This window comes from Nonomuraea harbinensis, assembly GCF_019396385.1.
GTDB lineage: Bacteria > Actinomycetota > Actinomycetes > Streptosporangiales > Streptosporangiaceae > Nonomuraea > Nonomuraea ferruginea.
This window is the reverse complement of the sequence record NZ_JAHKRN010000004.1, coordinates 227,643-246,247: the sequence shown is the minus strand read 5'-3', so window position 1 is coordinate 246,247 and position 18,605 is coordinate 227,643. Positions and strand designations below refer to the sequence as shown.

Annotated in this window: 14 protein-coding genes; 6 read left to right on the top strand and 8 right to left on the bottom strand. The window is 72.3% G+C overall.

Annotation, left to right across the window (positions count from 1 at the left end):
• The first annotated feature begins 37 nt into the window (after positions 1 to 37).
• The 3 genes from KME79_RS06160 to KME79_RS06150 are packed head-to-tail and all read left to right on the top strand — an operon-like array spanning position 38 to position 4,406.
• Positions 38 to 2,866, top strand: a complete 2,829-nt coding sequence (locus KME79_RS06160) for a BTAD domain-containing putative transcriptional regulator (RefSeq protein ID WP_246639347.1) — start codon at positions 38 to 40, stop codon at positions 2,864 to 2,866.
• On the top strand, positions 2,863 to 3,486 hold the full coding sequence (locus KME79_RS06155) for a hypothetical protein (RefSeq protein ID WP_219543629.1): 624 nt from the start codon (positions 2,863 to 2,865) through the stop codon (positions 3,484 to 3,486). Before KME79_RS06160 ends, KME79_RS06155 begins: the two co-directional genes overlap by 4 nt.
• The gene (locus tag KME79_RS06150; protein WP_219543628.1) at positions 3,483 to 4,406 is read left to right on the top strand and encodes a hypothetical protein; all 924 of its coding nucleotides are present in this window, start codon (positions 3,483 to 3,485) and stop codon (positions 4,404 to 4,406) included. Before KME79_RS06155 ends, KME79_RS06150 begins: the two co-directional genes overlap by 4 nt.
• Before the next feature lie 68 nt (positions 4,407 to 4,474).
• On the opposite strand, the gene KME79_RS06145 is transcribed toward KME79_RS06150, so the two are convergent.
• The 5 genes from KME79_RS06145 to KME79_RS06125 all read right to left on the bottom strand — a co-directional run bounded on the left by KME79_RS06145 (position 4,475) and on the right by KME79_RS06125 (position 9,324).
• Positions 4,475 to 4,987, bottom strand: coding sequence for a methylated-DNA--[protein]-cysteine S-methyltransferase (locus KME79_RS06145; RefSeq protein WP_219543627.1), 513 nt, complete (start codon positions 4,985 to 4,987; stop codon positions 4,475 to 4,477).
• Entirely contained in the window at positions 4,984 to 6,408 is a 1,425-nt protein-coding gene (locus tag KME79_RS06140; RefSeq protein ID WP_271280475.1) for an AlkA N-terminal domain-containing protein, read from the bottom strand. The genes KME79_RS06145 and KME79_RS06140 overlap by 4 nt, the downstream gene beginning before the upstream one ends.
• Before the next feature lie 71 nt (positions 6,409 to 6,479).
• Positions 6,480 to 7,421, bottom strand: coding sequence for an NYN domain-containing protein (locus KME79_RS06135; protein ID WP_148037008.1), 942 nt, complete (start codon positions 7,419 to 7,421; stop codon positions 6,480 to 6,482).
• A 107-nt stretch (positions 7,422 to 7,528) separates the two neighbouring features.
• Positions 7,529 to 7,741 carry an acyl-CoA carboxylase subunit epsilon gene (locus KME79_RS06130; RefSeq protein WP_148037009.1) on the bottom strand — a complete coding sequence of 71 codons (213 nt, stop codon included), beginning with the start codon at positions 7,739 to 7,741 and terminating at the stop codon, positions 7,529 to 7,531.
• Positions 7,738 to 9,324: an acyl-CoA carboxylase subunit beta gene (locus tag KME79_RS06125; protein ID WP_148037010.1), complete on the bottom strand. Its 1,587-nt coding sequence runs from the start codon at positions 9,322 to 9,324 to the stop codon at positions 7,738 to 7,740. The genes KME79_RS06130 and KME79_RS06125 overlap by 4 nt, the downstream gene beginning before the upstream one ends.
• A 36-nt stretch (positions 9,325 to 9,360) precedes the next feature.
• Here KME79_RS06125 and KME79_RS06120 point away from each other — a divergent pair, with 36 nt between their 5' ends.
• The 3 genes from KME79_RS06120 to KME79_RS06110 all read left to right on the top strand — a co-directional run bounded on the left by KME79_RS06120 (position 9,361) and on the right by KME79_RS06110 (position 14,374).
• Positions 9,361 to 10,131, top strand: a complete 771-nt coding sequence (locus tag KME79_RS06120) for an ABC transporter ATP-binding protein (RefSeq protein ID WP_148037011.1) — start codon at positions 9,361 to 9,363, stop codon at positions 10,129 to 10,131.
• Entirely contained in the window at positions 10,128 to 11,690 is a 1,563-nt protein-coding gene (locus KME79_RS06115) for a hypothetical protein (RefSeq protein WP_219543626.1), read from the top strand. The genes KME79_RS06120 and KME79_RS06115 overlap by 4 nt, the downstream gene beginning before the upstream one ends.
• A 68-nt stretch (positions 11,691 to 11,758) precedes the next feature.
• On the top strand, positions 11,759 to 14,374 hold the full coding sequence (locus tag KME79_RS06110; protein ID WP_246639346.1) for a phosphoenolpyruvate carboxylase: 2,616 nt from the start codon (positions 11,759 to 11,761) through the stop codon (positions 14,372 to 14,374).
• A 9-nt stretch (positions 14,375 to 14,383) separates the two neighbouring features.
• Here the strand turns inward: KME79_RS06110 and KME79_RS06105 are convergent, their stop codons facing one another.
• From KME79_RS06105 to KME79_RS06095, 3 genes are all read right to left on the bottom strand, one after another.
• Positions 14,384 to 15,460, bottom strand: a complete 1,077-nt coding sequence (locus KME79_RS06105; RefSeq protein ID WP_219543625.1) for an epoxide hydrolase family protein — start codon at positions 15,458 to 15,460, stop codon at positions 14,384 to 14,386.
• A gap of 66 nt (positions 15,461 to 15,526) precedes the next feature.
• Complete coding sequence (fdhD, locus tag KME79_RS06100) at positions 15,527 to 16,366, bottom strand: formate dehydrogenase accessory sulfurtransferase FdhD (protein ID WP_219543624.1); 840 nt, start codon at positions 16,364 to 16,366, stop codon at positions 15,527 to 15,529.
• Positions 16,363 to 18,567, bottom strand: coding sequence for an FdhF/YdeP family oxidoreductase (locus KME79_RS06095; RefSeq protein ID WP_219543623.1), 2,205 nt, complete (start codon positions 18,565 to 18,567; stop codon positions 16,363 to 16,365). Before KME79_RS06095 ends, fdhD begins: the two co-directional genes overlap by 4 nt.
• Between the last annotated feature and the right edge of the window lie 38 nt (positions 18,568 to 18,605).

Here is an 18,605-nt window from a genome sequence, read left to right as displayed (position 1 = left end):
GGCGAGTCGGGACGCTGGACGTGAAAGGGGAGTGGCGATGTCAGGTCCGGCCCAGCATGCGCGCAGGCGGACGCCCGCGCGCATACCCCGCAGGCGCCGCCTGGGCGACGTGCTGGCCGGGCTCGGTGCGCTCGCGTCACTGCTGGCGCTCGTCGGCGGCGTCCCGTACGCGCTGCTGCTCTTCGTCGGCCCGCCGATCGGCCCCGAGCTGCTCGACCTGGACCTGCTCACCACCCGCATCGGGCCCAGCACGATCACGGCGGTGCTGATCCTGCTCGTCTGGCTGGCCTGGCTGCAGCTGTTCGCGTGCGTGGTGGTCGAGGTGTACGCGGGCGTGCGCCGGGTCGGGATGCCGGCCAGGGTGCCGCTGTCGGGCGGCACGCAGGCGCTGGTGAACAAGCTGGTCACGGCCGCGCTCGTGCTGTTCACCACGGGCGCCGCGATGGCGCCGATCGCCAGGCTGGCCACCCCGCCGCCCACCATGCCGCCGGTGACGGCGGTCGCGTTCACGGCCCCGGTCGTCGAGCAGCAGGTGGTCGACAACCAGCGGACGAAGAAGGTGTACGTGGTGCAGCCCCCGCACGGCCGTCACCACGAGAGCCTGTGGGAGATCGCCGAGAAGTGCCTCGGCGACGGCCGGCGCTATCCCGAGATCTTCCGGCTCAACCAGCACAAGGAGCAGCCCGACGGGGCGCGCCTGCGGATGGCCGACCTGATCAGGCCCGGATGGGTGCTCGACATGCCCGACGACGCGCGCAACACGCACATCGTCCCCGCCGGCCAGGCCAGGGCGCAGACCCTCAAGGAGCACCCCGGCCCGCCCAAGAAGTCCGCCACCGAGGGCGACCAGCGCGGCTCCGGCGACGAGCGTCCGGGCAAGGGAGGGGTCACGGACGAGCGGAAGGGCGAACGCGGCTCAGCCGGCGAACGAGGCTCGAACGACCAGCGCTCGGGTGAGCGGGGCTCGGGCGAGCGGGGCTCGGGCGACCAGGGCGCGGGTAATGAGCGTTCGGGCGACCAGCGCTCCGGCGAGCAGGGCGCGGCCGACGCGCAGGCGGGCGGATCGGCGCTGCTCGACGTGCTGTCCGGGGCGTCGCTGGCCGCCGCCGGCCTGCTGGCCCTGCTCGCCGTGCGGCGGCGCGAGCAACTGTGGCGCCGCCTGACCGGCCGCCGGGTGGCCCGCCCGCAGGGCGACGCCGCCGACGCCGAGGTGGCGCTCAGGATGGGCGCGGACATGCCCGGCGCCCGCATCCTCGACCTCGGGCTCCGGCTGCTCGGCGCCGAGCTGGGCGCCCAGGGCCGCACCCCGCCCACCGTCTACGCCGCCCACCTGTCGGCCCGTTCACTCGACCTGTGGATCCACCCCAAGGACGACCACCCGCCCGCCCCGTGGACGGCCGACGACGGCGGCCAGGTCTGGCGGCTGCCCGCACGGGAGGGCCGCCTGCTGCCCGACCACGGGAGCCCGGCCGGAGACGATCCCGCGAACAGGCACACACACCTGGGCGGCGCACCGTACCCCGGACTGGTGTCGATCGGCACCGACCGGAGCGGCCGGGTGCTGGTCGACCTGGAGGCGGCGCAGGGCCTGATCAACATCCGCGGCCCGCAGACCACGGCCGCGCTCGCCGCGCTCGCCGTGGAGCTGGCCACCAACAGGTGGTCCGACCGCATGCGGGTCACGCTCGTCGGGTTCGGCGAGGAGCTGACCGCGATCGCCCCCGACCGGATCAGAGCCGTCGGCGGCCTGGCCGAGGTGCTGCCGGAGCTGGAGGCGACCGCCGCCCCCCGCGAGGCGGTGCTCACCGGCCGCGTCACGGGACGCCCCGGCGTCGCCCACTACCTGCTGTCTGCGGTGGCGCCCACCCACGACGAGGCCCGCCGCCTGGCCCTGCTCGCCAGGAACGACCTGGCCGGATACGTGGTCGCGGGCGACGTGCCGCACGCCACCTGGACCTGGGAGATCACCGAGGACGGCACGGCCAGGCTGCCGGAGCTGGGCTTCGAGGTGAAGGCCCAGCTGCTGCCGCGCCGCCACTACCGGGCGCTGGTCGACCTGTTCCGCACCGCCGACCGGGTCGACGGCGAGCCCATCCCCGGCCCCGAGCCGCTGGCCGACCTCCGCCCGCCCGCGGTCGAGATCAGGATCCTCGGCCCCGTCCAGGTCATCGGCCCGCAGCCGCTAGAAGAAGGACGGATGGCGCTCGCCGCCGAGCTGCTCGTCTACCTGGCCACCCACCCGGGCGGCGTGCACCCCGTCGTGCTCGGCGGCGTGCTGTGGCCGCGCGGCGTGCAGCCCTCGGTCAGGGACGCCACGATCGCCCGCGTCGCGTCCTGGCTCGGCCCCGAGCACCTGCGCGCCGACGAGTCCGGCCGGCTCTCGCTCGGGCCCGGCGTGCGCACCGACTGGGCGCTCTTCCGCGAGCTGGTACGCCGCTCGCACGGCGACCGGATGGCCAGGACCGTCCTGCTGGAGAAGGCGCTCGGCCTGGTCAGGGGTCCGCTGCTGAGGGACCGCCCGCGGGGCCGGTACGCGTGGCTGGCGGCGGACGAGCTGGAGTACGACGTGTCCGCGGAAGTCGCCGACGCGGCCCGCCGGCTGTGTGAGCTCCGGCTCGCCGAAGGGGAGCCGGAGGCCGCGATCGCCGCCGTGCGGGCCGCGCTGCTGCTCGCCCCCGACGACCAGAGTCTCTGGCGCGACCTGCTGCGCGCCGCCCACGCCACCGGCGACCTGGTCCGGCTGCGGGCCGTCATCGAAGGGCTGACCAGGCGCGCCGCCGGCAGCTTCGCCCCGGAAACCGAGGCGCTCATCGACGAGCTGCTGCCGTCGTGGCGCGTCCACCTCGTCAGGGAGTCCACGGCATGAAAAGGATCACGGCCGCGCTCGTACTCCTGCTGCTGGCAGGTTGCGGGCAGCCCGCCGAGCGGCCCTACCAGCCGCGCGAAGAACCCGCCACCGGTGCGGCGCGGGCGGAGCCCGGCGCGACGCGGCCGGAACCCACCCCGTCGCAGGCGGCGCCCACCGGGGCGCGGCCGGCGACCGCCGAGGTCGGCGACCTGCGGGTGCGGTTCGACTGGCCCGCCAAGGACACCGCGCTGCTGCGGCTGTTCCCCGCGTTCTACCTCGCCAAGTACGAGGCGGTGATCTCCGGTGACGACGGCTTCCTCGACCACGTCGAGCTCGAGTACCGGGTCAACGCGATCAGGTGGGCGCGCGCCTTCACCGACAAGAAGCTCGAAGTGGCGGGCCGGTCGCGGCTCTACCGCATGAAGGTGAACGCGGTCGTCGGCCGGGGCGCCGAGGTCGACGTCTGCGTGGACGAGACGGACATGAAGGTCGTCTCCGCGGAGACGGGCGAGCCGGTCAAGCCGCAGCCCACCTCCATCCGCACGCCGTACCTGCAGAGGGTGCTCGCCCGCAAGGGCGACGACGGCGTGTGGCGCGTCAAGCAGATCGGTTACGGCAAAGAAGGGTGCGGGAGATGAAACCGCTGATCGCCGTGGTCGTCGCCGGGTCGCTGCTGTTCGGCGCTCTCGACCCGCCGAGCGAGGACGTCAGGGTCGGAGGCTCGCAGAAGGACCGCACGTCCACGGTCGTCCTCGAACATTCCAAGATCACTATCTCCGGTGACGTGCGAAACGGTCGCAGCGACGGCTACCAGATGAGAAGCCCTTGCTGGTACGAGCCGGGTCTGGACGCGGAGAAGATGTTCGAGCAGATGTCCGACCCGGTGGCCAACCGCGGCAGGGCGCAGACCGACGAGGAGGGTTTCCGCGCCTTCATCCAGCAGTTCAAGGACAAGCTGGGGCAGCCCGGGCTGTGGTGGTCTCCCGCGTACAACAGCGGCGACCGGAGGGGCGCCGCCTGCTGGGCGGGGCTGGAGCAGTTCGTGTTCGTGCCGCCGGGGGAGACGCCGCCGAGCGGCATCACGTTCCAGGAGCTGGCCGAGATCGCCAGGGCCGCGCTGACGGTGCCGGAGGGCAAGGTCGAGCTGAACCCGGACGCCAAGAGCTACGTCAACCTGCCGACGTTCGTCTGGCTGGAGGGCGTGGGCGACACCACCCGGTCGGTGACCGCGACCCTGCCCGGCGTCATGAGCGCCACGGTGACCGCGACCCTGAGCGACATCAGGATCGACGCCGGCACCGGCTCCGACCGGGCCGAGGTGCGCGAGGACGGTTGCGGCGCGGCCGGTCGGCCGTACGCGCGGGGAGCGGAGTTCACCTGCGGCGTGCGCTACCTGCGGGCCTCGATCGACCGGCCGCGCGAGGTGTACGAGCTGACGGTGACCAGCGTGTGGCCGGTGACGGTGACGGGCGGGGCCGACATCCAGTTCGACCCGGTCCAGGTGGAGGCGACCAGGGACGTTCCGGTCGGCGAGGTGCAGAGCAACGTCCGGCCCTAGGACGCGGTCCGGCGGCGCCGCCGGGAATCGGCGCCGCCGGGCCGGCTGCCCGGTAATCAGTCACGCGGTCAGTCACGCGGTCGGTGACGTCCGGACTCGTGGGCGAGCAGCCACTCCTTGACGGCGACGCCGTAGTAGTAGCCGCCGAAGCCGCCCGTGCTGGGCAGGACGCGGTGGCAGGGCACGAACGGGGCGATCAGGTTCTGGGCGCAGGCTCCGCCCGCCGCCCTGGCCGCCGACCTGGGCATCCCCGCCCGTTCGGCCAGCTCCGCGTAGGTGACCGTGGTGCCCGCCTTGACCTCGCGCAGGGCCTGGTGGAGCGCCTTGCGCCGGAGCGAGCCCGGCTGCTCGACAGGGACCGCGTCCAGGGCGTCGAGGTCGCCGGCGAAGTAGTCGCGCACCGCCCGCGACACCGGACCGAGGTCGTCGACCACGGTCATGCCCTCGGCCTGGAGGGCGGGGGCGAGCCTGACGAACATCTCCTTGGGCTCGCCGGTGAAGCCGCCCGCGACGAGCACGCCGTCGCGAACCAGCACGGACAGTTCGCCCGCCGGGGTGGGCAGGACCTGAGCGTCGATCATCGATGACTCCAGAGGTGCAGGGCGGCGTAGGCCCGCCAGGGCCGCCACCGCTCAAGGTGATCCTTCGGGATGCCCAGCTCGGCCATGCGCCGGTCCAGCACCAGGTCTCCGGTGGGCCAGGCGTCGGGGTCGCGCAGCGCGCGCAGGGCGATGTAGCCGGCGGTCCACGGGCCGATGCCGGGGACCGCGAGCAGTTCCTTGACCGCCTCGGCGGGCTCCTGCGCGCCGTCGAGGTCGATCAGTCCGCCGGCCACGCGGGCGGCCAGCTCTTTCAGGGTGGTGACGCGCCTGCCGGTCAGCCCGAGGCCGGTCAGGTCAGCGTCGAGCAGCTCGGCCGCGGTGGGGAACAGCCGCCCGTCCGAGCCCGCCCGCGCCACGACGCGGCCCAGCAGGGTACGGGCGCCCGCCACGGAGATCTGCTGGCCGACGACGGCGCGCACGGCCAGCTCGAACCCGTCGAACGTGCCCGGCACCCGGAGCCCCGGCCTGGCCTCGACGAGCGGGGCCAGCGAGGTCCGGCCGAGCGCGTCGCGGATGGCCTCCGGGTCGGCGTCCAGGTCCAGCAGCCGCCGGCAGCGTGCCACGATGCGGGCGAGCTGCCGGGTGTCGTCCACCGTCACGTCCAGCGCCAGATGGCCGGGGTGCGCGGTGAGCGTGATCGTCCCGCCGGGCATGTTGCGGCTGTAGGCGGTGGCGTCCGCCGCCTCCAGCCCAGGCACGGCACGCGCGGCGAGGAAGCCGAAGACCCCTGCCACCTCGTACGGCTCCCGCCGGTGCAGCCGCAACCGCAACGACGCGGCCCCGGGGACGGGATCGGCGGTGGGTACGGGCGCGGACACCCTGGCCCAGCCGCCGGCCGTCGCGCGCAGCTCGCTCGGCGTGAACCCGTACGTCTCCCGCATCGTCGCGTTGAACTGCCGGACGCTGCCGAACCCGGCGGCGAACGCCACGTCGGTGACCGGCAGCGCCGTCTCCGTCAGCAGCTGCTTGGCCAGCAGCAGCCGCCGGGTCCTGGCCACCGCGAGCGGCCCGGCGCCGAGCTCGGCGACGAACAGCCGGTGCAGGTGGCGCTCGGTGATGTGCAGCCGCCTGGCCAGGCCGGCGACGCCGTCCTCGTCCGCGGCCCCGTCGTCGATCAGTCGCAGCGCCCTGCCGATGAGGTCGCCGCGGGTGTCCCAGCCGGGGTCGCCGGGCGAGAGCTCGGGCCGGCAGCGCTTGCACGGCCGGTACCCGGCGGCCTCCGCCGAGGCGGCATGCCGGTAGAAGCGCACGTTGCGGGCGGCCGGCGTGCGCGCCGGGCAGATCGGACGGCAGTAGATCCGCGTCGTCTTCACCGCCGTGTAGAACCGCCCGTCGAACCGGGCGTCCCGCGCCGAGACGGCTCGGTAGCAGGCGTCGAAGTCGAGCTCCAAAGGCGACATGCTTCGAGATTATGCCTGCTCACCGGCGCCGACTGGCGGGAATCGGACCTGACCGCGAAGGCCCAGGTCAGCTACTTGGACGAGACGCCCACCCCGAGATCGAACTCGCGGTAGACGCGCGCCCAGAACCCGTCGCGCAGCCAGACGCGGGCCTCAGGGTAGGGCCGCAGCGAGTGGCCCAGCTCCTTCTCCGCCTCGATCAGCAGCTCGGTGTCGATCACGGTGGGCAGGATGGGGCCGGGCAGCAGGTCGCGGATGTTGTCGCGGCCCCGCGTCAGGATCCACTTCTGCGCGACGTGCTCGCCGACGTCCTCGACCCGGGGCCGGCTCGGCCCGAGCTTGGCCACCTGGCCGGGCTTGACGTGCGGCTTGACCGGCGAGCGGCCCGCGAACACCTGGGCGGGCGACGGCGCCGCCGCCGGCGGGGCGACCGCCACGGGCTGCGGAGCACGGCTGAAAAAGGGCCTCAGGAAATCAGCGCTGATCACTTCCACGGTGTCGGACTCCCACACCAGGCGCTCGGCCTGGTTGGTGCCGTAGGGCGGCTCCACCCCCCAGAGGTGGATGCGCACCCCGTACGCCTGCGCGGCCTCCACGGCGGGGACCATGTCCTCGTCGCCGGCCAGCAGGATGGTGTCGGTCACCGCGTGGTGCCTGGCCAGCGCCTCCAGGTCGCTCCTGATCTGCGCGTCGACGCCTTTCTGCTGGCCGCGCGCGTTCAGGTTGCCCAGCCGCACCTTCACCCAGGGCAACTGGGCGATGACCCGCTGGTCGACGGTGGGCACGCGGTCACGGGCGGCGTCATACCAATAGATCCGCAACAGCTCACCAGAAATACGTTCCTCTGCATGTTTCTGAAGGCTCTGGATGAGCTCATCGGCGGCCACACGATATTCCTTGCGTTCCTTGGCGCCAAGGAGCACTTCACCTGCGGCAGCGTAGAGATAACCGACGTCCACCAGGACGGCGTACTTCGCTGCCACAGGGTGCGGCACCAGGTCTGGGATGGCCATGATGTCCTCCAGGCCGGAGCATTAGTTGATCGGCCGACTATATACGCCTACTTTCTCTAGATAGTCCCAACTACCGGAGAACTTGACACCCGATTCTCGGGATCGATCTAGGGCAGGGCACTCATCCGCCAAGCCGTCTTCCCCGGTGTGAGTGGGTTACGCATGCTTCGCGCAGGGTTTCGCCAAGATTGCGTCCGGGGCCGCGCCGGAGGTTCCGGCGCGGCGGGGCGGGCGGCGAGCACGGCGACCAGTGCCGCGAGTTCCTCCGGCGTGGCGTCGCCGCGCACGATGCGCAGGTGAGGACGTGACTGCTCGGTCATAGCGGGATGTTCCCATGCTTCTTGGGCGGGAGGGAGGCGCGCTTGTTGCGCAGCGCGCGCAGCGCCTTGACGACCTGGGCGCGGGTCTCGGAGGGGCGGATCACCGCGTCCACGTAGCCGCGTTCGGCGGCGATGTAGGGGTTGGCCAGCGTGTCCTCGTACTCGGTGACGCGCCTGGCGCGCTCGCTGTCGGGCTCGTCGGCGGCGGCCAGCTCGCGGCGGTAGAGGATGTTGACCGCGCCCTGCGCGCCCATGACCGCGATCTGCGCGGTGGGCCAGGCGAGGTTCACGTCGGCGCCGAGGTGCTTGGAGCCCATGACGTCGTAGGCGCCGCCGTACGCCTTGCGGGTGATGACGGTGACCAGCGGGACGGTCGCCTCGGCGTAGGCGTACAGCAGCTTGGCGCCGCGGCGGATGATTCCGTTCCATTCCTGATCAGTGCCGGGGAGGAAACCCGGGACATCAACAAAAGTCAGGATCGGAATATTGAAGGCATCACATGTTCGAATAAAGCGGGCGGCCTTCTCGGATGCGTTGATATCCAGACATCCGGCGAAATGCATGGGCTGGTTGGCGACGACGCCGACCGGCCGCCCGTCCACCCGGCCGAACCCGACGACGATGTTCTGCGCGAAGAGCTCCTGCACCTCCAGGAACTCCCCGTCGTCGAGCACGTGCTCGATCGCCCGGCGCATGTCGTACGGCTGGTTGGCCGAGTCCGGGATCAGCTCGTCCAGCTCCTGGTCGGGCTCCAGGTCCTCGGCGGCCTCGTACGCGGGAGCCTCGTCCAGGTTGTTGGTCGGCAGGTAGGACAGCAGCGCCTTGACGTACTCCAGCGCGTCGGTCTCGTCGGACGCCTGGTAGTGGGCCACGCCCGACCTGGAGTTATGCGCGTGCGCCCCGCCCAGCTCCTCGAACGTGACCTCCTCGCCGGTGACCGTCTTGATGACGTCGGGGCCGGTGATGAACATGTGGGAGGTCTGGTCGACCATGACCACGAAGTCGGTCAGCGCGGGGGAGTAGACGTGGCCGCCGGCGGCGGCGCCCATGATGAGGGAGATCTGCGGGATCACGCCCGAGGCGTGCACGTTGCGCTTGAAGATCTCGGCGTACAGGCCGAGCGCGACCACGCCCTCCTGGATACGGGCGCCGCCGCCCTCGTTGATGCCGATGATCGGGCAGCCGGTCTTCAGCGCCATGTCGAGCACCTTGACGATCTTCTCGCCGTAGACCTCGCCGAGCGAGCCGCCGAACACGGCGACGTCCTGTGAGAAGACGCACACCTGCCGGCCGTCGACGGTGCCGTAACCGGTGATCACCCCGTCGCCGTAGGGACGCTTCTTCTCCAGGCCGAACATGCTCGACCGGTGCCTGGCGAACTCGTCGAACTCCACGAACGAGCCCTCGTCCAGCAGCGCGAGCACCCGCTCGCGCGCGGTCATCTTGCCCTTGGCATGCTGTTTCTCGACAGCGGCGGCGGACCCGGCGTGCAGCGCCTCGTCCCGCCGCCGTTCCAGGTCAGCGATCTTCCCAGCCGTGGTGTGGATGTCCGGCATGGCCGGCACAGGTTCAGCAGCGCTCATGCGCGCAAGAGTAAACCCTGCTCATAGAGTGGCTTCATGAAGGATGCCGTTCGGACCAGCGGCCTGTTCAAAAGATACGGGCCGCAGATCGCAGTCGCGGGCGTCGACCTGGTCGTGCCGGCGGGCAGCTTCGCCGGTCTGGTCGGGCCCAACGGTGCCGGCAAGACCACCACCCTCAGTATGATCACCGGCCTGCTCCGGCCCGACGGCGGCCACGCCGAGATCGACGGCTTCCACGTCTGGCGCGACCCCGTCGCGGTCAAGGCACGCATCGGCGTGCTGCCCGAGGGGCTGCGCCTGTTCGAGCGGCTGTCCGGCCGCGAGCTGCTCCTCTACAACGGCAGGCTGCGCGGCATCCCCAAGGCGGAGGTCGAGCGGCGCGCCACCGACCTGCTGCAGCTGATGGACCTGGCCGGCGCGGCCGACAAGCTCGTCGTCGACTACTCCACCGGCATGCGCAAGAAGATCGGCCTGGCGGCGGCGCTGCTCCACAACCCGTCCGTGCTCTTCCTCGACGAGCCGTTCGAGGGCGTCGACCCGGTCAGCGCCAACACCCTCACCGAGGTGCTGCGCGCCTTCACCGCCTCCGGCTCCACCGTGATCTTCTCCAGCCACGTCATGGACCTGGTCGAGCGGCTGTGCGACTGGGTGTCGGTGATGAACGGCGGCCACATCGTCGCCCAGGGCCCGCTGGAGCGGGTGCGCGACGGACGCAGCCTCAACCAGGCGTTCCTGGAGCTCGTCGGCGGCCCGCAGACCGGCGGCGGCACCGGGCTGACCTGGCTCGGGCAGCGGGACACGCCGTGACCACCGTCCGCCTCTTCGCCGAGCTCAAGCTCCGCCTGCTGGCCGGCAACCTGCGCGGAGACCTCGCGCGCAAGCTCGGCTTCGTCTTCACCCTCGTCATGGCCGCGTTCCTGGCCGCGCTCGGCTTCTTCCTGATGAGCCTGGTCCGGCTGGCGCAGCCGGAGATCGCCGCCGACATCGTCATCGTGGTGTTCACCCTGTTCCTGGTGAGCTGGATGATCGTGCCACTGCTGGCGTTCGGCCTGGACGACACGCTCGACCCGGCGCGGCTGGCGCTGTTCCCGCTGCCGACCGCGCGGCTGGCCGTGGGCATGTTCACCGCCTCGGCCACCGGCGTGTGGCCGGCGGCGACGCTGATCGTCACCGCCGGCGCGCTGGCCGGGCTGGCCTCCGGCGCCGGCGGGATCCTGATCGGCGTGCCGGCCGTGCTGCTGCAGTTCGCTCTCTGCCTGGTCGCCTCCCGGCTGGTGACCACCTCGCTCTCCAGCGCGCTGCGCACCCGGCGCGGGCGCGACGTGCTCGCGGTGGCCGCGATCGGCGCGGTGCTGCTCTTCCAGCTCCCCAACCTGCTGATCAACAGCGACCTGGGCGACCCGCTGTCGCTGCTGCACGGCACCGCCGCCGTGCTGCGCTGGACGCCCTCCGGCATGGCCGCGCACGCGATCGCCGACGGCGGCCTGGTGGGCGTGGCCGAGCTGGCCGTCGTGGCGCTCGTGGTGGTCGCCGCCGCCTGGCTGTGGATCAAGGCGCTGAGCCGCGCCCTGGTCACGCCCGACGTGTCGAACGAGGCCGCCACCGTACGCCGCGACAGCGGTCTCGTCGACCGGATCGTGCCCGACGGGCCGCTGGCGGCCGTGGTGACCAAGGAGCTCAAGTACATCCGGCGCGAGCCCCGCTACCGCGTCGTCTGGTTCACCGCAGTGGTGGTGACCGCCGTGCTGGCGATCTCGTTCGGCCGGGGTGACGGCCCCAGCGGGCCCGGTGTGCCGATCATGCTCACCGCCGTCGGCGGGCTGATGGTGTCGCTGCAGATGTGCAACGCGTTCGGCATCGACGGCCGCTCCCTGTGGATGAACGCCGTGGCCATCGGCTCCGAGCGCGGTCTCAGCGTCGACCTGGCGGGCCGCCACCTGGCCAACGCGCTGGTCGCGGCGCCGATGCTGGTGGCGATCGCGGTCGTCACCGGGGTGCTGACCGGCAGTCCGGGCGCGATCGTCTGGGCGGTCTTCGCGGGCCTGGGCGCGCTCGGCATCGGGTTCGGCGTCGGCGCCGTGACCAGCGTCGTCATCCCGTACACGATCCCCGAGCGGCTCAACGCCTTCACCGGCGCCGCGCCCGGCCAGGGCGGGCAGGCGTTCGCCTCGTCCATGGGCGCGATGGTCGGCATCTCCCTGCTGACGCTGCCGTTCATCGTGCCGATGCTCTTCGGCCTGCTCTGGGTGTGCGCGCTCGCGCCCTTCTACGGCCTGGCCGCGGAGGTGCTCGGCCGCAGGCTCGGCGCGCGGATCGGCTTCGCCAGGATGCCCGAGCTGCTGGCCGCCGTCTCGAAGCCCGCCTGACCAGTGGTCTAGTCCAATAAGTGAGACCCCTCTGCGGCGTCCAGGAAGCGGTGTATACGCTTCGAAGCATGATTGACCAGGGGCTGGAGCATCGCAGTGCCGCAGTGACCGAGATGCCCGACGAGCTGCGCAGAGACGTGCGGTTGCTCGGCAGCCTGCTCGGGGAGGTGATCGCCGAGCAGGGCGGCGAAGATCTGCTGGCCGACGTCGAACGCCTGCGCAAGGCCGTCATCGCCGCCCGCAGAGGCGAGGTGTCCGGCGACGAGATCGTCGAGATGGTGTCCGGGTGGGAGATCGACCGGGCGGTGGAGATCGCCCGCGCGTTCACGTGTTACTTCCACCTGGCCAACCTGGCCGAGGAGCACTACCGCATCCGCTCCCTGCGCCGCCGCGACACCGAGGACGGGGTGCAGCGCGAGTCGCTGGCGCACGCCGTGCAGGAGCTGGGCGCCGAGCGCGTCGCCGAGCTCGTCCGCGACCTGGAGCTGCACCCCGTGCTGACCGCCCACCCGACCGAGGCGCGCAGGCGCGCCGTCGCCACCGCCATCCAGCGCGTCAGCCACCAGCTCACCGAGTACGACGCGCCCGAGCGGGGCGCCTCCGAGCGGGCCGAGTCCAGGCGCCGCCTGCTGGAGGAGATCGACCTGCTCTGGCGTACGGCGCAGCTCCGCAACACCCGGCTGGACCCGCTCGACGAGGTCCGCACCGCCATGGCGGCCTTCGACGAGACCCTGTTCAGGGTGGTGCCGCAGGTCTACCGGTCGCTGGACGCGGCGCTGCACGACAGCGTCGGCGAGCCGCTCGCCCGGCCGTTCATCCGCTTCGGCAGCTGGATCGGCGGCGACCGCGACGGCAACCCCAACGTCACCGCCAAGGTCACCCGCGAGGCCATCCAGATCCAGGCCGAGCACGTGCTCACGGCCCTGGAGAACGCCTGCCTGCGGATCGGCCGCACGCTCACCGCCTCGGCCCAGTTCGCCCCCGCCTCGCCCGAGCTGCGCGCCGCGCTGGCCGCCGCCGTCGACCACCACCCCGACCTGGTCTCCGAGCTGGCCACCCGGTCGCCCCGGGAGCCGCACCGGCAGTGGCTGCTGTTCGTCGCCGCCCGCGTCGCCGCCACCCGCAGCCGCGACCTCGACCTCGCCTACCGCGGCCCCGCCGAGCTGCTCGCCGACCTGCGCCTCGCGCAGGACTCCCTCGCCAAGACCGCGGTACGCCAGGCGTACGGGGAGCTGCAGCACCTGATCTGGCAGGTGGAGACGTTCGGCTTCCACCTGGCCGAGCTGGAGGTCCGCCAGCACTCCCAGGTGCACGCGGCGGCCCTGGAGGAGATCCGCGCGGGCGGCGAGCTGTCGGAGCGCACCGAGGAGGTGCTGGCCACGATCCGGGTCATCGCCTGGATCCAGGACCGGTTCGGCGTCGAGGCCTGCTCCCGCTACGTGGTCTCGTTCACCCGCTCCGCCGACGACGTCGCCGCCGTGCACGAGCTGGTCGCGCACGCCCTCGGCGCGCGCCCGCTGGCGCTGGACGTGGTGCCGCTGTTCGAGTCGGGCGAGGACCTGGTCAACTCGCCCCGCGTGCTCACGGGCATGCTCGACATCCCGCAGGTCCAGCAGCGGCTGGCCGACACCGGGCGGCGCATGGAGATCATGCTGGGTTACTCCGACTCGGCCAAGGAGCTCGGCCCGGCCGCCGCGACCCTCCGCCTGTACGAGGCGCAGGAGCAGCTCACGGCGTGGGCCGCCGCGCACGACGTCAAGCTGCGGATGTTCCACGGCCGCGGCGGCGCGCTCGGCCGGGGAGGCGGCCCGGCCAACCGCGCCGTGCTCGCCCAGGCGCCCGGCTCGGTCGCCGGCCGTTTCAAGGTCACCGAGCAGGGCGAGGTCATCTTCGCCCGCTACGCCCACATGGCGATCGCCCGCCGCCACCTGGAGCAGGTCGCCAACGCCGTCCTGCTGGCCTCCTCCCCGGCGGTCGGCGCCCGCACCGCCGCCGCCGCCGAGCGCTTCCGCCCGCTCGCCGAGCGGGTCGCCCGCGCGTCCGAGGAGGCGTACCGCGCGCTCACCGAGGCCCCCGGCTTCCCTGAATGGTTCGCCCTGGTCAGCCCGCTGGAGGAGATCGGCTCCCTGCGCCTCGGCTCCCGCCCGGCCCGCCGGGGCCTGGGCGCCCCGCGCTCGCTCGACGACCTGCGGGCCATCCCGTGGGTGTTCGCGTGGGCCCAGACCCGCGTCAACCTGCCGGGCTGGTACGGCATCGGCACCGGCCTGGCCGCCGCCGACTCCCTGGAGGAGCTGCAGGCCGCCTACGCCGAGTGGCCGCTGTTCAACTCGCTGCTCGACAACGCCGAGATGTCGCTGGCCAAGACCGACCGCTCCATCGCGGCCCGCTACCTGGCGCTCGGCGGCAGGGACGACTTCGCCGAGCAGGTCCTGGAGGAGTACGACCGCACCCGCAGGCTGGTGCTGAAGGTCACCGGCCACAAGCGCCTCCTGGAGAACCGCAAGGTCCTCTCGCGCGCCGTCCAGCTCCGCGACCCGTACGTCGACGCCCTGTCACACCTGCAACTGCGTGCCCTGACGGTGCTGCGCACCGGCGACCCGTCCGACCACGAACGCGACCGCCTGTCCACGCTCCTCCTGCTGTCCGTCAACGGGGTGGCGGCAGGTCTGCAGAACACGGGCTGATCCCGGGGGTCAGGTCAGGCTGAGGAAGAAGTCGCGGACGTCCGAGGTGAGGGCGTCCGTGGCGGTGTGGGCCGTGTAGTGGCCGCGGGCCGGGGCCGGCAGCGTCTTCCAGGAGACGATCCGGGTGTGGTCGCGGTCCGCGAACGGCCGGATCGACTTGAAGTCGCCCTCGCCCATCGCCAGCGCGATCGGCACCGTCGTGGGCTCCTTGGGCTGCTCGGCGCGGGCGTTCTCCCAGTAGAGCCGGAGCGCCGACGCGGCGGTGCCGGTGAACCAGTGGATGGCGGCGTGGGTCAGCACGAAGTCGTCGTCCAGGTCCTCGTCGAAGAGCTGGGCCAGCCAGCCGACCAGGCCCGAGGGGGAGTCCATGAGGGCGTGGGCCAGGGTCTGCGGCTGCTGCGAGTGCAGGACGTTGAAGGCGCCCTTCTCCTTCCAGAACCAGTCGAGGACGGCCAGGCCCTGCTGGTCCTCCTCCGAGAGGCCGGCGAACTCGGCCGGGTCGCCCGACGGGAAGGAGAAGAGCTGGGTCACGTGGACGCCGACGCAGTGGCCGGGGTCCACCCGGCCGATCTCGGGGGAGATCATCGAGCCGGCGTCGTTGCCCACCGCGCCGTAGCGGGTGTAGCCGAGGCGGGACATCAGCTCGGCCCAGGCGCGGGCGATGCGCAGGTTGTCCCAGCCCAGCTCCCTGGTCGGGCCGGAGAAGCCGTAGCCGGGCAGCGACGGGACGACCAGGTGGAAGTGGCGCGACAGGGGCTCGACGGCGTCGAGATACTCGGCGAAGCTGCCGGGCCAGCCGTGGGTGAGGATCAGCGGCAGCGCGTCCGGGTTGTCGGAGCGGACGTGGACGAAGTGGATGTCCTGCCCGTCGATCTCGGTGACGAACTGCGGGTGGGCGTTGAGGCGGGCCTCGACGGCCCGCCAGTCGAAGCCGTCGCGCCAGTACGAGACCAGCTGCTGGACCCGCGAGACCGGGACGCCCTGGTCGGCGCCGGGGATCTCGTCGGCGAAGCGGGTCAGGGACAGGCGGGCCCGCAGGTCGTCGAGGTCGGCCTGGGGGATCTCGATGCGGAAGGGACGGATCACGGGAGGCTCCTCGGAAGAGAACGGAACGGCTTGTTCTGTTCCCCAACTATAGCAGAACGGAATGCTTCATTCCATAAGAATCCGCTCATGGCCGGCATAGACGTTGCACCGCTCCCCCCGCAGGAAGCCCACCAGCGTCAGCCCGAACTCCGCGGCCAGGTCGACCGCCAGCGACGAGGGCGCCGACACCGCGCACACCACCGGCACCCCGGCCGCCAGCGCCTTCTGCATGATCTCGTAGCCGGCCCGGCCGCTCACCATGAGCACGTGCCCGGCCAGCGGCAGCCGGTCGTTCATGGCCGACCAGCCGACGAGCTTGTCGACGGCGTTGTGCCGGCCGACGTCCTCCCGTACCGCCAGAAGGGTGCCGTCGGCGGTGAACAGGCCGGCCGCGTGCAGCCCGCCGGTCTTGCCGAACACGCCCTGGCCCGCGCGCAACGCGTCCGGCAGCCCGTACAGGACCTCGGGGTCGATGGGCGGCCCGCCCGGCGGGAGCGGGGCGCACCGCTCGTGCAGCCGGTCCAGGCTCGCCGAGCCGCACACGCCGCACGCGCTGGAGGTCACGAAGTGACGCTCCAGCGCGGGCAGGTCGGGGATCGGCCCGCGCAGCCGCACGGTGACGGTGTTGTAGCGCTCCTCCGGCGGCAGGTCCTCGTCGGTGCAGTACGCGATGGACGCGATCTCCCCGGGCCCGGCCAGGCCCTCGCCGTGCAGGAACCCGGCGGCCAGCTCGAAGTCGTGCCCCGGCGTGCGCATGGTGATCGCCACCGTCTTGCGCGCCCCGCCGAGCCCGACGAGCCGGATCTCCAGCGGCTCCTCGGTGGCCAGGTTGTCGCGGCGCTCGCGGGCCGTGCGCCCGTTCAGCTCGCGGATCCGGGCGCGGCTGGTGGGGCCGGGCCTGCTCAAAGCGCCCGCACGGTGACGACGGCGTTGTAGTCGGGGATCCGCGCCTGCGGTGACCGGCGCGTCTCGTCCAGCAGCACGTTGCCCTCCGGCCAGTGGACCTGCAGGTTGCCGGGCACGAGCGGGGCGCGCAGCACCTTGCCCCGGTACGAGCGCTCGCCCGCGCGCAGCTCGACCGGGGCGCCGTCGGGCAGGCCGAGCCGGTCGGCGTCGTAGGGGCTCATCAGCACGGCCTCGCGCATCGCGCCGTTGAAGCCGTCCATGCGCTCGTGGACCATGCTGTTGAACTGCTTGCCGCGCCGGGTGGCGACCGAGAACGCGCCGTCGGGCCGCTCCAGCGCCGGTGGATCGACCGCCGAGAACCCGCCCCGCCCGTCGGGGGTGGGGAAGCGGCCGCCGGGGCAGAGGTGGCGGCCGCCGTACTGGACGCTGTCGCCGAACCGCCGCAGCCCGGCGATGCCTTCGTAGAAGGGCACCGCGCGCTCGATCTCCTCGCGGATCGCGGGCGTGCCGGTGAACCGCACGAGTCTCGAAATTTCGGGACGTGTGGCGGCGGCCAGCTCGGTGAAGATCTTCCACTCCGGCCACGCCTCGCCGATCCGCGGCCCCTCCACCTCCGGCGAGAAGATCACCCGCCGCTCGGTCGACGTCTCGGTCACCCCGCCCGCCATCTCGTAGCGCGTCTGCGCGGGCAGCAGCAGCACGTCGCCCTCGGCAGGCACGAGCATCTGCGACGACAGCACGATGTCGATGTGCACCCGCAGCTTGAGCCGGGACAGCGCCTCCCGGCAGTAGCCGGGGTCGGGCAGCACCTCCAGGAAGTTGCCGCCGGAGGAGACCAGCGCGTCCAGCTCCCGCGCGTGCGCCGCGTCGATCATGTCGGTCGCCGTCAGCCCCGGCGAAGAAGGCACCTCGAACCCCCACATCCCGGAGAACTTCGCCGCGTTCTCCGGCGTGACGGGCAGCCCGCCCGGCAGCCCGGTCGCGTACGCCCCCATCTCGGCACCGCCCTGCACGCCGCTGTGGCCGCGGATCGGCATCAGCCCGCACCCGTCGCGCCCCACGAAGCCTCTGGCCAGCGCCAGGTTGACGATCGCGCGTACGTTGTCCTCGCCGTGGGTGTGCTGGGTGATGCCCATCGACCACACCAGCACGGCCGAGCGGGCCTCGCCCAGCATCCTGGCCAGGCGCAGCATCTCGTCCCTGGTCGACCCCGACAGCGCCTCCAGCACCTCCCACGACTGCTCCGACACGGCCCGGCGGGCCTCCTCGAAGCCGGTGGTGTGCCCGGCGACGAACTTCTCGTCGATCCAGTCGTTCTCGATCAGGTGCTTGAGCACCCCGTTGAGGAAGCCGATGTCGCCGCCCTGGTGAACCCCGAAGAACTCATCGGTGATCTTCGTGCCGAACAGGGCCGACTCGGCGTTGGACGGCACCCAGTAACGCTCCATGCCGGGCTCGCGGTAGGCGTTGACCATCGCGATCCGGGTGCCGGCCTTCTTGGCGTGGTAGAGATACTTCATCGCCACCGGCTGGTTGTTCGACGGGTTCGACCCGATGAACACGATCAGGTCGGAGCCGATCCAGTCCTGATACGAGCAGGTCGTGGCCGCCGCCCCGATGGTGTCCTTGAGCGCCACCGTCGACGGCGAGTGGCAGATGCGGGCGGCGTTGTCGACGTTGTTGGTGCCGAGCGCCCGCACCGCCTTCTGGGCCGCGTAGTAGTTCTCGTTCGGCATGCCGCGGCTGGTCAGGTAGGCGCCGAAGCGCGCGTCGCGCAGCCCTCCGGCCGCCACCCGCAGCGCCTCGTCCCACGACACGCGGGTGAAGCCGGGCTCGCCGGCGCGCCGCAGCATCGGGTACGGCAGCCGCCCCAGCTCGCGCAGCTCGGCGCTCCTCTTCCCGGCGAGCCGGTCGGCGTCCGCCAGCACCGACACGTCGAGCGCGGGCATCGTGTTGAGCGGCAGCAGCCGCAGCCTGATGTTGCACAGGTGGACCTCCCGCATGGTCCAGTCGCGCATGCCCTTGGTGCCGAGCGCGCACCCGTCGCACGTCCCCCGGGTGAGGATCCGCCACGCGTAGCGCCTGTTGCCCTTGACCGACCGGAAGGCCTTGATCAGCTCCAGGTAGTTGTTCGGCTTGCGCAGCCCGAGGCCGAACGGCCGCCACGAGGCCCAGTTGCGCGGATCCAGTCGCTTGCTCATGCGTCCATCTTGCTCCTGGCCGATCCGTGGTTCCGCCC